14 protein-coding genes are annotated in these 13,554 nt (G+C 37.3%); 3 read left to right on the top strand and 11 right to left on the bottom strand.

Annotated elements, in window-relative coordinates:
- The first annotated feature begins 91 nt into the window (after positions 1–91).
- Positions 92–2,026, top strand: a complete 1,935-nt coding sequence (locus P2Q73_RS03610; protein WP_275784002.1) for an ABC-F family ATP-binding cassette domain-containing protein — start codon at positions 92–94, stop codon at positions 2,024–2,026.
- 606 nt (positions 2,027–2,632) lie between these two features.
- Here the strand turns inward: P2Q73_RS03610 and tsaD are convergent.
- The 6 genes from tsaD to P2Q73_RS03580 form a co-directional block, all read right to left on the bottom strand.
- Positions 2,633–3,652, bottom strand: coding sequence for a tRNA (adenosine(37)-N6)-threonylcarbamoyltransferase complex transferase subunit TsaD (gene tsaD / locus P2Q73_RS03605; protein ID WP_275783999.1), 1,020 nt, complete (start codon positions 3,650–3,652; stop codon positions 2,633–2,635).
- Positions 3,649–4,098 carry a ribosomal protein S18-alanine N-acetyltransferase gene (rimI, locus tag P2Q73_RS03600; protein WP_275783996.1) on the bottom strand — a complete coding sequence of 150 codons (450 nt, stop codon included), beginning with the start codon at positions 4,096–4,098 and terminating at the stop codon, positions 3,649–3,651. The genes tsaD and rimI overlap by 4 nt, the downstream gene beginning before the upstream one ends.
- A complete protein-coding gene (tsaB, locus tag P2Q73_RS03595) occupies positions 4,088–4,774 on the bottom strand; it encodes a tRNA (adenosine(37)-N6)-threonylcarbamoyltransferase complex dimerization subunit type 1 TsaB (RefSeq protein WP_275783993.1) in 687 nt (228 codons plus the stop codon). Before tsaB ends, rimI begins: the two co-directional genes overlap by 11 nt.
- Positions 4,771–5,223: a tRNA (adenosine(37)-N6)-threonylcarbamoyltransferase complex ATPase subunit type 1 TsaE gene (gene tsaE / locus P2Q73_RS03590; RefSeq protein WP_056830475.1), complete on the bottom strand. Its 453-nt coding sequence runs from the start codon at positions 5,221–5,223 to the stop codon at positions 4,771–4,773. The genes tsaB and tsaE overlap by 4 nt, the downstream gene beginning before the upstream one ends.
- A 144-nt stretch (positions 5,224–5,367) precedes the next feature.
- On the bottom strand, positions 5,368–5,778 hold the full coding sequence (locus P2Q73_RS03585; protein WP_275783989.1) for a YugN family protein: 411 nt from the start codon (positions 5,776–5,778) through the stop codon (positions 5,368–5,370).
- A gap of 87 nt (positions 5,779–5,865) precedes the next feature.
- Positions 5,866–6,483: an SGNH/GDSL hydrolase family protein gene (locus tag P2Q73_RS03580; RefSeq protein WP_275783987.1), complete on the bottom strand. Its 618-nt coding sequence runs from the start codon at positions 6,481–6,483 to the stop codon at positions 5,866–5,868.
- Positions 6,484–6,593: 110 nt separating this feature from the next.
- Here P2Q73_RS03580 and P2Q73_RS03575 point away from each other — a divergent pair, with 110 nt between their 5' ends.
- Positions 6,594–7,640 carry an acyltransferase family protein gene (locus P2Q73_RS03575; RefSeq protein WP_275783985.1) on the top strand — a complete coding sequence of 349 codons (1,047 nt, stop codon included), beginning with the start codon at positions 6,594–6,596 and terminating at the stop codon, positions 7,638–7,640.
- A gap of 503 nt (positions 7,641–8,143) precedes the next feature.
- On the opposite strand, the gene P2Q73_RS03570 is transcribed toward P2Q73_RS03575, so the two are convergent.
- The 3 genes from P2Q73_RS03570 to P2Q73_RS03560 all read right to left on the bottom strand — a co-directional run bounded on the left by P2Q73_RS03570 (position 8,144) and on the right by P2Q73_RS03560 (position 11,175).
- The gene (locus P2Q73_RS03570) at positions 8,144–8,548 is read right to left on the bottom strand and encodes a DUF4181 domain-containing protein (protein ID WP_275783983.1); all 405 of its coding nucleotides are present in this window, start codon (positions 8,546–8,548) and stop codon (positions 8,144–8,146) included.
- Between the two features lie 790 nt (positions 8,549–9,338).
- A complete protein-coding gene (gene purU, locus P2Q73_RS03565; RefSeq protein ID WP_275783979.1) occupies positions 9,339–10,238 on the bottom strand; it encodes a formyltetrahydrofolate deformylase in 900 nt (299 codons plus the stop codon).
- Between the two features lie 166 nt (positions 10,239–10,404).
- On the bottom strand, positions 10,405–11,175 hold the full coding sequence (locus P2Q73_RS03560; protein ID WP_275783976.1) for a 3D domain-containing protein: 771 nt from the start codon (positions 11,173–11,175) through the stop codon (positions 10,405–10,407).
- Positions 11,176–11,652: 477 nt separating this feature from the next.
- Between P2Q73_RS03560 and P2Q73_RS03555 the strand changes: the two genes are divergently transcribed.
- Positions 11,653–12,450, top strand: a complete 798-nt coding sequence (locus tag P2Q73_RS03555) for an IclR family transcriptional regulator domain-containing protein (RefSeq protein WP_275783973.1) — start codon at positions 11,653–11,655, stop codon at positions 12,448–12,450.
- Positions 12,451–12,473: 23 nt separating this feature from the next.
- On the opposite strand, the gene P2Q73_RS03550 is transcribed toward P2Q73_RS03555, so the two are convergent.
- Together P2Q73_RS03550 and P2Q73_RS03545 are read right to left on the bottom strand one after the other, a co-directional pair.
- Positions 12,474–13,106 carry a LysE family translocator gene (locus tag P2Q73_RS03550; RefSeq protein WP_275783970.1) on the bottom strand — a complete coding sequence of 211 codons (633 nt, stop codon included), beginning with the start codon at positions 13,104–13,106 and terminating at the stop codon, positions 12,474–12,476.
- A gap of 5 nt (positions 13,107–13,111) precedes the next feature.
- Positions 13,112–13,552 (bottom strand): Lrp/AsnC family transcriptional regulator, encoded by a 441-nt coding sequence (locus P2Q73_RS03545; protein WP_275783968.1) that lies wholly within the window; start codon positions 13,550–13,552, stop codon positions 13,112–13,114.
- Between the last annotated feature and the right edge of the window lie 2 nt (positions 13,553–13,554).

Genomic DNA, 13,554 nt, shown 5'->3' with positions numbered 1-13,554 from the left:
CGTTCTTAACATTACCTCATTATAATGCTACAGCGTTGCAACGACAAGTCCTATCTATTACACTTAAGATAGAATTGAGGTGCGAATCATCGTGATTGTTTTACAAGTCAATCAAGTAACAAAATCCTTTAACGGAGAAGATATATTAACTAATGTAAAGTTAGAGGTTCAAGACCGAGATCGGGTAGCCCTTGTAGGTCGAAACGGGGCAGGAAAATCTACTTTACTTAAAATAATAGCTGGAGAAATGTCGTATGATTCTGGCGATATCATTATGCCTAAGAACATTCGATTAGGATACTTAGAGCAACATGCCGGATTAGAATCTAAACTTTCTATTTGGGAAGAAATGAAGTCCATCTTTAATCATCTCATCGAATCTGAAAAAGAGCTTCGTTCCTTAGAAACGCAAATGGCAGATCCATCTGTATACGAGGACTCCGATGCCTATGCACGAGTTACAGCTGCGTATGATGAGCTACAGCTAAATTTTAAAGAAGCAGGCGGTTATCGATACGAATCAGATATCCGATCTATTTTACACGGAATGCAGTTTTTCCCTGAGGATTATGATAAGCCTGTACAAGCATTATCTGGTGGACAAAAGACTAGATTGGCACTGGCTAAAATGCTACTTAGCAAACCCGATTTACTCATATTGGATGAGCCGACCAACCACTTGGACATTGAAACACTGAACTTCTTGGAAAACTATTTAAAAAACTATAGTGGCGCAATTCTTATCGTTTCCCATGACCGCTATTTCTTAGATCAAGTCGTAAACTTTGTTTATGAAGTATCTCGCCATAATGTCACTAGATATGTCGGCAACTATAGTAGCTACCTAGATCAAAAAGCAAAAAATTACGAACGTGATAAAAAAATGTACGAAAAACAGCAGGAGGAAAAAGCTAAACTCGAAGACTTTGTCAATCGAAATTTAGCTCGTGCCTCCACTACCAAAATGGCTCAGTCGAGACGCAAAGTAATTGAAAAGACAGACTGGATGGATTCTCCAGATGGAGATGAAAAATCAGCTTCTTTCGGCTTTTCGATTGATCGGCCAAGTGGAAATGATGTACTTCGGCTCGAAGAAGTTTCTGTTGGTTATCCTGGCAAATCAGTTTCTAAAAATATTTCTTTTTCCGTATATAAGCAGGACAGAATAGCGCTAGTCGGACCAAATGGTGTCGGTAAATCTACCTTACTGAAGACCATTATGAAACAACTAGAAAGTGCAGGCGGTAAAATTCAATACGGCACAAACGTCCAATTTGGATACTACGACCAAGAACAAGCTGCTCTTACTGGCAATAAAACAGCACTTCTTGAATTATGGGACGAATGGCCACTTATGAATGAAAAAGATGTCCGTACCGTGTTAGGTCGTTTTCTATTTAGTGGAGACGATGTTCAAAAAACCGTTTCTACCTTATCTGGTGGAGAGAAAGCTAGACTTGCTCTAGCAAAGCTAATGTTGTTAAAAGCAAATACGTTAGTGCTAGATGAGCCAACCAACCATTTAGATTTAGATAGTAAAGAAGTGCTTGAAAATGCATTGCTCGATTTTCCAGGAACGATTCTTTTCGTCTCGCATGACCGTTACTTCATTAATAGAATTGCTACGAAAGTGGTTGAATTATCGAATGATCACGCAGCACTATTTTTGGGAGATTACGATTACTATTTAGAAAAGAAACTCGAACTAGAAGAGTTGGCTCTTGAAAGCGCAGGGGCAATAGAAAAAGCCGTTGTCGTAAAGGCAAGCACTTCTACGATTGATAAAGAAGCGAAGAAAAAAGAACGCCAACTCCGTAGACAACTGGAAGAACTTGAATCTCAAATTCCATTAGTGGATACAGAGATTGCTTCTATAGAAGAAAAGCTTTGTGACCCCGCAATTTTCCAAGACCACGAAGCTGTACAACAATTGCAAAAAGAACTAGATGAATGGAAAGAAAAACAAGATAATTTGTCCAACGAATGGTTAGAATTGCAAGAGCAACTCGAAGAAATCGTTCCATGAAATAAGTAGTGTAAACCGGGAAATGGTTTACACTACTTTTTTATTTGAAATGAGGAACCAACCGATTATCTTGAGTGGCCATCCGATTATCTCGGTAAACCATCCGATTTTTGCTTGAAACCATCCGATTATTTAACTAAACCATCCGATTGCTTGTTATTTAACTCCTTTTCTAATGGCGCGGAGCAAATAGCATGACTACCTCCATTAAGCATCCATAACAATTTGTCGATTCATGCCCATATATGTTGGTCAAGTACAAAATTATAATAATTTTTTTCCACAAATTTATTCACATAAAAAACTAAGCAATACCAACATATCAACAGACTTATACACATTGTCCACAGATTCGAAAGATAGTTTTCCACATGAAAGTGTATAAATGTGACACTATATATTGAAATTCACCACCTTATACACATCTTATCCACAAATTGTGCATAAGTACGAATGTTCTCTATTGACAACTGGAAATAAACCTGTTAAAAAAAATCCTCTTTTCTTGTCGAAGAAAAGAGGATTTCGTATTTCCAGACTAGCTTTCAAAGCACGTAACACGAGGTGAAAGCTAGTAGAACTTTAGCTGATGTGCTTAAATGAAAATTAGTTCCAACTATTTAATTCCATCCCTGGTCGACCATTCATCGACATATCCCCAAGTTGACCTGCCGAAAACTTAGAGTTTCCAGCTGCAGCTATCATTGCTGCATTATCGGTGCACAATGAAATTGGTGGGACATAAAAAGGGATGTTTTCTTTAGTGAATGTTTCTTCCAATGATTTTCGAAGACCTTTGTTCGCTGCTACTCCACCCGCTGCAATGACTTGTTTCACGTTAAACTCACGTGCTGCTCTTAGTGTTTTTGCAGTCAACACTTCAATTACACTCTCTTGGAATCCTGCTGCTAAATGGTTTGGGTTGATTTCCTCTCCACGCTGCTCCGCATTATGTTGATAATTGATAACGGCAGATTTCAATCCACTAAAGCTGAAATCATAAGATCCTTCTTCTAGCCAAGCTCTTGGAAACGGCACTGCCCCGTCACTTTCAGTCGCCAGTCGATCGATATGTGGCCCTCCTGGATAAGGAAGATTCAAAACACGAGCAACCTTATCGTAAGCTTCTCCTGCTGCATCGTCTCGTGTTTCACCAATTAACTCGAACTGACCGTCTTCCTTCATCAATACTAGCTCGGTATGTCCACCTGATACAACTAATGCGAGAAGCGGAAATTCCATCGGCTGAACGAGCGCGTTGGCATAAATATGGCCAGCGATATGATGAACGCCCACAAGTGGAAGTCCATTTGCAAAGGCAAAAGCTTTTGCTGCATTTATTCCGATTAAAAGTGCACCTACTAATCCTGGACCTTCCGTTACTGCTACTGCATCCAATTCCTTCGGTGTCATGTTCGCCTGCTTTAACGCTTCTTCCACGACTATCGTGATTTGTTCCACATGATGTCTGGAAGCAATTTCTGGAACTACCCCACCAAAACGTTTATGGCTCTCTATTTGAGAAGCGACCACATTCGAAATAATTTCCTTACCATTCTTCACTATAGACGCAGCTGTTTCATCACAGCTCGTTTCAATTCCTAATATAAATTGGTCTTTTGTCATTTAAATTCCACCCACATCACAAGAGCATCCTCTTGCGTATCTGTATAATAATTTTTTCGTATTCCGCCGTCTTGGAAACCTAATTTGTAATATAATTTTTTGGCAACATCATTTGATACACGTACTTCCAATGTCATAAGAACAACTTCCTGCTCGAGCACTACTCGAAAGGCTTCGCGCATGAGGCCCTCTCCAATTTTCAGACCTCTCATCTTTTCAGTTACCGCTACATTTGTAATATGACTTTCATCCATTACAATCCACATTCCGCAATAGCCAACGATTTCTTTTTCTTCTGTCTCTGCCAAAATATAATAGGAGTACAAATTTGTCGTCATTTCATGTTCAAACGCTTCTCTTGTCCAAGGAAGTGTGAAGGCTTCTTGCTCTATACGTAAGACTTGATCGATATCCTCTATAGTCATTCTTCGATAATTAATTTCCATTTTTCTTCTGCTCTTTCATCCAATTAGCTTCAGCTTCTGTTACACGTAAATACTCTGGTACAGTCGTATGCACATCAGATGCTTCTTGCTTTTTAGCAAGTTCAATTAATACAGCTGCACTCGGCAGATTAAACGCTGCATTCACCCGTTGCACTTTGTCCCCAAGTACTTCTTTAATTTGCTCCCAATGAATCGAAACATCCATTCCGACAAATAAAACCGGTTGCCCCATTTCATCCAATGTTTGAAGTAGCTCTGTTAGCGACATATGCGCTTCCTTCACCACTTCTTCATTCGTATAAATTCCTGCAAACACATTACCGCGTCTTGCATCCATAATGGAACAAACGACTCCTGAAAAGAACGGAACATTGCCCGCTAACACTTGTAAACTCGATACCGAAACAATCGGGATTTTCAGCGTCCACGCAAGCGTCTTTCCAATCGTTACTCCGATACGCACGCCTGTATAAGAACCTGGACCATTCGCAATAGCAATTGCATCAATTTCATTCGGCTTAATATCTGCCTTTTTCAATAACTCTTCTATTGCTGGCATCGTTCCGATTGAGTGCGTAATTTTAAGGGACGACTTATACTCGGCAAGCACTTGATCGTCCTTCACTACAGCAACCGCAAGCGGGGTATGTGATGTATCTATTCCTAACCAAATCATTCAAAAAGCTCCTCGCATAATTGTTCATAACGTTTTCCAAACGGAGTAAACGCAAACTTTCGCTGTTCATCTTCCAGGCGTAGTATTTCAATAGCCAAACGCTCTGGCGGCAAATCAGCTTCTATTAAATGGGCCCACTCGATAATACTTACCGCATCTCCGTAAAACAACTCGTCCCAACCTAAGTCCTCATCACTATCTGCCAATCGGTAGACATCCAAATGATTCAAAGGTAGTCGACCCTCGTATTGCTTCAATATTGTAAACGTTGGACTATTCACATTCCGTGTAATGCCAAGTCCTTTGGCAACACTTTTTGTAAAGGTCGTTTTGCCTGCTCCTAAATCTCCCTCTAACGTAAGCACATCTGCCGGTTTTAAGAGAGCAGCAAGCTGCTTTGCAAGTTCCTCTGTTTCTTGCTCCGAATTAATTATCCGTTCAAACATCATTTCGGCCGCTATCCTTTCCAGTACATAACTATTTGACTTCTATTATAAAGAAATATGCGCCGGAATGTAAGTATGCACTCCTTTAGGTGAATTGTTGCCAATTAAAAAGACCATTTCACTAAATAGCGAAATGGTCTATATTATTTAATTTAAATATTGAACTACTTGTTGTACAGCCTGCTCACCAGCGTGTGCCCACCTGTTTTTATTCTCAATGTGACCATCTTTGTCTACCGGATCTTGAAATTGATCAAAACCCGAGGTCGTCAGCAAGGAATTCTGGTCTGTATCCAATCCCATATTCACCACATGTTTAATAACATATGGCGTTTGAAAACGAATATACGCTTCATGGTGATCAAGATCACCCTCAAGTACCTCAAAAGGTAGTCGCAAATAAATCGTCTCTCCACCATCTCGATGTAAAACATTGTCGAAGCTTCCTTTATGGTAGTCCCAATTTCCACCGATTGAATAACCGAGACTTTGAATGCGACTCTTCAAATCACCAAAATACGCTTTCTTACCTTCTAAATCCGTCTGTAACTGTAACATGCCTTCCACTCCTTTTTCACATACTCAGTCCTATCTTTTCCAATACCTATTGAAAAAATACAAACTGAAAAAGGGGAAGCATCTTATTTAATTGAACAATTTTCGAAACAGTTTCCGCAAAAATCCTGGCGATTGATTACTTTCATTCATCTCCTCTAGCTTTTGAACAATCAAATCTGATAAGATCTCATATCCTGCTTCACCAAAATGAAGACCGTCATTCTTTTCCCCTATTAATAGCTCTTTGTAGTTCGGTTTTGAATAAAGTACAGAAAAAAAATCTATCGTATGACTCCCTGTTTCTGCTGCTACTTCCTTTACGACTTGAGCATATTGCTTTAATCGTTCATTGGATCGATTTGGTTGAAGAGCTTCATCTACTGGTGCAGGGGTAATTAAAATCGTTTTTTCTGGTCCAATTCTCTTTGTGAATTCTTTTATATTTTGCTTAAATGTATCAAGCTCCACAAACTTATGTAAGGAAGAATCATTGGCACCAAACAATATAGTCACTATGTCAGGCTTTTTAGCAAGTACATCTTTTTCAAATCGTTCCATTGCTTGAGTAGTCGTATTTCCGGAAATACCAGCGTTGATGAATCGATAGTTTTTGAGCTTAGAAGTTAGTTTGTGAGTCAATATAGGGGAAGGATATCCTTCTTTTCTAGCGGTGATACTATCCCCAAAACATACAACATCCAACATTTTACAGTCTCCTTTCTACGTTATTGTAATATAATTGAAACACAATATACGTTTATATTCACCTTATAATGGATAAATAAACATGGAGATCAAAGCTTGGAGGATGTAATATGTCTAAAAAGAGATTAACATGGGTAGATGTGACAAAAGGGTTTTTAATGATTTTAGTTGTGATCGGTCATTATCCTGGAGAATTAGATTTCCCACTTGCAAAATATATATACTGGTTCCACATGCCAGCATTTTTCTTATTGAGCGGACTGTTTTTTAAAGAAATCTCAGAAGATGAAAGCTCCAATAAAACGGTTAAAAAGAGATTTTTACAATTGATGGTCCCTTATTTATTCTTCCTAATGGTTATTACTGGAATTCGATATGGAATGGAGCTATCGTTAGGAAACTTCGATTTGTCTTGGTATTTGCAAGATTTATCGACATTAGTTATAGGAGGGCGATTCGCCCGTGGAGCTTATGGCGTATTCTGGTTTGTAACTACTTTATTTTTCACTTATTTGCTATTCATTTGGATGACAAAACATTTAAGCCGTGTAAAACAAATAGTTTTACTAGCAACATGTTACCTTGTAGCACATTTAGAAAGTATCTTCGCAATGCGTGTAATTAGCGGAGCACCAGACGAAGCTTCTCAAACAATTCCAATGCTTTGGAATTTGGATGTTGTGTTAATGGCTATTGTTTACTTTGCCCTTGGCTATTATGTAAAATCTGTCTGGATGAACATCACACTCCCTTGGCTCATCGGGGCAGGCGTTGTGGCTATTGGCGCAGTCTTTGCTGACAGAGTTGGTTTTATTGACTACCATTTAAGTATGAAGTTTTTAAGATATGATCACCTAGTATTAGACTTAGTGATTCCCATAGCTTTTATTATTGTGATTCTTGGTCTTTTCCAAAGACTCACAATTATAGTACCTTTAAATTGGCTAGCCAATATTGAAAAACACTCTATATCAATTATGTATTTGCATATATTAACGGACATTATTTTGAATGACTATTTCCAATATGGAATAATCGGATTCACTACACTGGGGCTAGTCATACCAATTTTAGTTTCCATCGTCATTCAAAAAATGATTCCCTACGGCAAGTTTTTCCTCGGCGATATCCGAGCGAAGAAACCAATCGAAATTTAAGTCAACACGCCCCTTCTTTTTGAAAGGGGCGTGTTTTTTTTACAATTAATGGCACTTCGAGACTAATCGGTTACTAAGCGAGACCAATTAATTGTTAACCGAGACTAATTAAGCTAATTTCGAGACCAACTCAACTAGAATCGAGACCATTTCTCATAATAAAGAGTTATCTATTAGAGAGACACTTAATACTCAAAAATCCAACATCTACTATGTAATTTTTATCCATCAAATGTTACCAAGTGGCACTTCGAGACCAATTTCTTTATAACCGAGACTAATTAAGCTAATCCGAGACCAACTCAACTGGAATCGAGACCATTTCTCGTAATATCAAGTTATCTACAGTTGAAACAGCTCATCTACAGCAAGGGTTAAGTAATTTTTATCCAATTAATGTGCCAAAGTGGCACTTCGAGACCAATCTCTTTATAACCGAGACTAACCACCTTAGAACCGAGACCATTTTCCGCATAACAGCAACCATTTCTCAAATTAAGAAGTTATACATAACTAAGTAAATCAAAATCGATTACTATAGCTATCACCAGCGCTAAGATAACCCCTTCGCTAATAGTAAGAATATATCGTTTAGATCCCTCCAAATACTTCCATTCAAAAAAGGCGCTTACCCCATATTCAATCACTACGTTGAAAAAGTATATCAATAGTAAAAGGTTTATTGAAAAATCCTCATTTAACATATAGAAAGTTGCCGAGATCGTTGCAATAAATACAGCTATTCTTAAAGCCCGTTCAATTTTTCTATGCAATTCATTTATATGGTTATTAGAAAAGAATTCTTTCTTCTCTTTTTCTATATTGAATACTTTTCTCAAAATTAGTTTAACTACTGATATTAAAGCAAAAACTATCAATAAAATAAATATAAAGCTTATCCATATCATATAATCACTCCTACATATAAATTAATTAGTAAGACATCACTCTAATAGAACAAGAATCTGTATCAGTTTATACGAGTTTAATGACACATAAGATTCATTAAATGGAATATATAAATAAGAACTATGTATTTCTTATCTAATAAAAGACAAAAAATGTCTAAACGAGACCAAATCGCATGCATAAGCAACCAATTGTATCCGAACCGCGACCAACTCTCTCCATAGAGCAACCAACTCCTCCTCAAGAGCGACCATTTCTCACATGATGAAGATTACTTCTATGAGATTCACTCAAAATAAAAATAACTCTTTGCATTTTTGCAAAGAGCCATGTAATAAACAAGCTATTTATACAATAAAAATCGAAATTTTACTAAAAAATAGAACACTCATTCGTATTTATGTTATAATAAAAATGCAATTGCATAGGCAGAGTGGGCGGTAGGTCACTTCCTTCTAGGGAGGTGATACCAATGACAACATATCAGATGACAAGCTTGTTAATACAGTTAAGCGCTGTAATGTTAGCAGCCTTCTCCATCGTTGTGACATTGATTATTTTCTTTGTAAAAAAGAAATAACCGTCCCTCAGCAAAGGTTTGACGGTTATTTCTGACCTCGGACCAGCCGCTCTTTCTGCGGTTTGCGGTTGCAGGGCTGGATATTCGCGTATCCAGTCTTTATATTATATGTTTCTACTTTTATTATATACAGAATCTCAAACCCATTCAACCTATATGAGCATTTCCATCTATTACAAATCTCACATATTTGTGTCAAAATAGTTTACTTAATGAAACACAATGGTTTTATTATCTTGTACGATGATTCTATTTTCTAAATGCCATTTTACTGCTTTTGCGAGAACACGACGTTCGATTTTGCGACCAATTTTCTTTAAATCCGTCACATCGTCTCGGTGGTCTACTCGTTCTACATCCTGTTCAATAATTGGACCTTCATCCAGATTATTCGTTACATAATGAGAAGTAGCACCAATTAGCTTCACACCACGCTCAAAAGCACGTTCATATGGACCAGCTCCGATAAATGCTGGTAAGAAGGAATGGTGAATATTGATAATTCTATTTTCAAAGTGGCGCACAAAATCAGGCGTCAATATTTGCATATAGCGCGCAAGGATTAATAAATCCACATTGTATTCTTCCATAAGACGGATTTGCTCTTCTTCTACTTGTTTTCGAATATCTTTGTTCGCAGGAATGTAATGATATGGAATTCCTAATGCTTCCACAAAAGGACGAGCATCATCGTGATTACTAATAACAACCACTATGTCCGTATCTAAATCACCATTTTGCCATTCCCATAAAAGCTCCATCAAACAGTGGGGCTCTTTTGAAACAAATATAGCAGAACGCTTCCGCTCATTTGGATAAGCAAATTCATAATCCATGGAATGGCTAGCGGCTATTTCTTCAAAATTCTTCTCCATATTCGCACACTTTTCAGACAAATTATCGCAGTGATACTCAATCCGAATAAAAAATGTGCCATTTTCTGGGTCACTGGAGTACTGACTTGATTCAATAATATTTGAATTATGATTATGCAAAAATGTCGACAGAACAGATACAATCCCTGGCTTATCTGGACATTTCACTAACAAGCGACCTCTATTATCAAGTTGCTTATTTATTTTTCCTTTAACTTTTACTTCCATGGACATGGTGTACAACTCCTATATTCAATATATTAATTTTATCATTATGCATCATTATAAACATCTTCTCAAGCTTTATATTGATAAAGTTCGAGTAAAACATATGGACAGCCGTATTTTACATACAAAAAAGCCTGTGAAATAAACAATCGTTTATCCCACAGGCACTTTGTTAATTGATTACTTTGATCTTTACCTTTTTAACTCCCCACTGCATAGCACTCTCATATGTTGGAATAAATACATCGATTTTATTCCCTTTAATAGCACCACCAGTATCACCAGCAATTGCTTCTCCATAGCCTTCCACCCAAACTTTTGAACCAAGTGGAATGATTCGGGGATCTACTGCAATTACCTTTTGATCGGGATTTGCACGTAAGTCAATTCCATAAGCGGTCGTTCCAGAACAACCTTCGCAGTATGCTGTATAGGCTGTCGCTGTTACAATCATCTCAGTCCCCTCCTCTGCAGGAGGGGCTGAAACAACTGGTTGAGAGGCCTCGATCGTTGAATTTTCCACATTGGACGATGATGCAACACGTTTCACTGGCTCCAACTGAGCGAGCTCTACCACGTCCTCCTCATCACCGCTTACGATTAGTACATCATCAGGATGAATTAAATCAGTCGTAAGACCATTCCAACTGATAAGAGCTGCCAAGGATATATCGTGCGCCTCAGCAATCCTATACAAGTTATCCCCCTTCACAACTGTATACGTTTGAGGCTCAGGTTCCACATCTAATTCTGCCCAAAGATTTAATGCATCCTGGAAATGTACGTCAAATGTCTCTTCTATGATTGATCTCTCTTCTATTAGATCAGGAGAGATCGATAATTCTACGTCATTAGTGGCGACAACAAAAAGCTCAGATGCATGCGTGACAGAATTCGTCGTAAATACGAATAACAGTACCAACAATATACTTCTAACTTTCAATACTAGTTCCTCCTAACAAGTAATCTTTCAATTACTCTAAATTTGAACTCAGTATTGCCCAAAATCTCTGAAAACCATACATTCTAATAAAACACAAAGAAACCACCTTTCAAAACAACTAAAATCTGTTTTGAAAAGTGGCTTCCATTTAGTAATCTACATTATACTTAATTTCGAAGAATTCTAATACCATAAACAAATTAATCTTGTATATTTTCTACTAATGTTTCGATAGCAACTCCCTCTGTAATCCCTAGACTTAACCTCCAGCGGTAATTATACAACTCACAAGCTCCATATCTATGTTCTAAATTTAGATTAAATTCCTTCGGTATTACCTTCAACATTCTGATAAAATGGGAAATGTAACCGCATTCATAATAATTAAGTACTTGCATTTTTATTTTTAATATCGCACGTTATACGTACGATGTTATTCTATTCGTACATGTAACAATAATACAGGGGGTCATATTTTTGCCTATAGAAAAATTAGATGCTTTTAAACAATCTGGAGACTATATACAATCTTTAGATCGTGGCCTTCAAGTTATACAAGCATTTACTCAGAAAAACCAATCGCTAACGGTTAGTAATGTAGCTAAATTAACTGGTTTAAGTAGACCTACTGTCCGAAGAATCCTATTAACACTGGAACACCTAGGTTTTGCTGAATCAACAAGTGGTTTTTTTTCCTTAACAGCCCGCACGCTTACACTTGGTCATGCGTACCTTTCTTCCAATAACATATGGAGTATCGCACATCCATTCATGAGAGACTTTGTTAATAAAACAGGAGAATCCTGTTCCGTTTCAATTCTCGATGGCACAGATATTTTATATGTAGCTCGAGTTTCTTCAAAAAGAATCATGTCTATTAACATTGATGTAGGAACAAGGCTGCCAGCATACGCAACTTCAATGGGTCATGTTTTACTTGCCTACCTGCCGGAAGAAAAATTGGAGAACTACTTTGCTTCAAATGAATTTACTAAATTCACAAACAATACCATTCAACACAAGGTACAGTTACTAGAAGTTTTAAAAGAAGTTCGTAAAAATAATTGGGGAGGTGTCGATCAACAATTAGAAGAGGGCCTTCGTTCTATTGCAGTCCCAATTCGAAACTTGCACGGTGAAGTGATCGCCGCTGTCAACTGCTCCGTTCACGCTGGCCGCATTTCCAAAGATGTGCTTCGAGATGAATTCTTACCACTACTACAAGAAACGTCGGAAAAAATAAGCCAAGCTATGGCAACTACTAATAACGCTTAATTCTTCAAACAAAAAAATCCAGGTCATACTTGTTGACCTGGATTTACGTTATTTCTGCGATGTTTAACTAAATTTTTCACCCCGAATAACAAAAGCACAATACCAACTAATAAGTTTAAACCCATAATCATTTTGGGTTCTAATAGTATCGTTACATAAGTCCCTAACATGGAGATAATCGTTAAAAATATAAAAGCAGACAATACCGCTCCAAAACCAAAAGAATATAAATCCTTTTGCTTTATATTTTCCTCCCCTATTTTCGTAGAAAAAACACCTGCCCAAAATAAAATAGTTAGTGGATTTGAAAGAGTTAGTAGGAGTGCTTTCCAAAGAGTATTCCCTGCACTTTGATCCATACTTACAATAGGAGAACTATAAAAAAAACCAATGATATTACTTATACCAAAAGTAATGAGCACAGCTGCGCCAAAATAATGAATAATACTCTTTAGCTTTTTATATTTGTTAAGTAGTGTTCCAATTCCAAAAATAGCTGCGAGTATATAAAAAACATCCACAATCGCTACACCTAATACACCTATTTCCGCTATAAAAAAACCCGAAGTAGCAGCCGTCTGAAAGATAAAAATACACACAGGACCGACAGCTATCTGCAAAAAAAGTCCAAAGCGAAATCCTTTCCAAATCATCATCCCATTCACCTATTCATTATTTCTTTCAAAGTAGATAAGACAATTAATGTATTGGATTTCTGAACCCCTAGAATGGTTTTTAATTGCTCATTTAGAAAAAACTCTAATTTAGAAGTATCTTCAATCAGAACCTTTAGCATGTAATCGTACTCGCCTGCCATATGGTGACACTCTATCACCTCGGGGAATTGAATAATCGCATCCCTGAAATGTTGAATATTAGTTGCATGGTCAATATTCACAAAAATAACTGCGAGTAATTTAAACCCCATCTTCTCACGATTAATTTTAATCGTATATTGTTCAATAATATTTGCATCTTCTAGCTTTCTAATTCTTTCTGATACAGCAGGTACAGAAAGATTTACTTGCTTACTAATATCAGATGCAGTAGATCGTCCATTTTGCTTTAAAGCCTCTAAAATCTTCCCATCGATTATATCCATCA

This window comes from Bacillus sp. Cr_A10, from assembly GCF_029222665.1.
GTDB lineage: Bacteria > Bacillota > Bacilli > Bacillales_A > Planococcaceae > Psychrobacillus.
The sequence above is the reverse complement of the archived record's forward strand: the minus strand, read 5'-3'. Positions and strand labels throughout refer to the sequence as shown.

Coding starts and splice junctions, on each gene's coding strand:
- tsaD (WP_275783999.1), bottom strand. CDS start 3,652: ATGACAAAAGACCAATTTATATTAGGAATTGAAACGAGCTGTGATGAA.
- rimI (WP_275783996.1), bottom strand. CDS start 4,098: ATGGAAATTAATTATCGAAGAATGACTATAGAGGATATCGATCAAGTC.
- tsaB (WP_275783993.1), bottom strand. CDS start 4,774: ATGATTTGGTTAGGAATAGATACATCACATACCCCGCTTGCGGTTGCT.
- tsaE (WP_056830475.1), bottom strand. CDS start 5,223: ATGATGTTTGAACGGATAATTAATTCGGAGCAAGAAACAGAGGAACTT.
- P2Q73_RS03585 (WP_275783989.1), bottom strand. CDS start 5,778: ATGTTACAGTTACAGACGGATTTAGAAGGTAAGAAAGCGTATTTTGGT.
- P2Q73_RS03580 (WP_275783987.1), bottom strand. CDS start 6,483: ATGTTGGATGTTGTATGTTTTGGGGATAGTATCACCGCTAGAAAAGAA.
- P2Q73_RS03575 (WP_275783985.1), top strand. CDS start 6,594: ATGTCTAAAAAGAGATTAACATGGGTAGATGTGACAAAAGGGTTTTTA.
- P2Q73_RS03570 (WP_275783983.1), bottom strand. CDS start 8,548: ATGATATGGATAAGCTTTATATTTATTTTATTGATAGTTTTTGCTTTA.
- purU (WP_275783979.1), bottom strand. CDS start 10,238: ATGTCCATGGAAGTAAAAGTTAAAGGAAAAATAAATAAGCAACTTGAT.
- P2Q73_RS03550 (WP_275783970.1), bottom strand. CDS start 13,106: ATGATGATTTGGAAAGGATTTCGCTTTGGACTTTTTTTGCAGATAGCT.
- P2Q73_RS03545 (WP_275783968.1), bottom strand. CDS start 13,552: ATGGATATAATCGATGGGAAGATTTTAGAGGCTTTAAAGCAAAATGGA.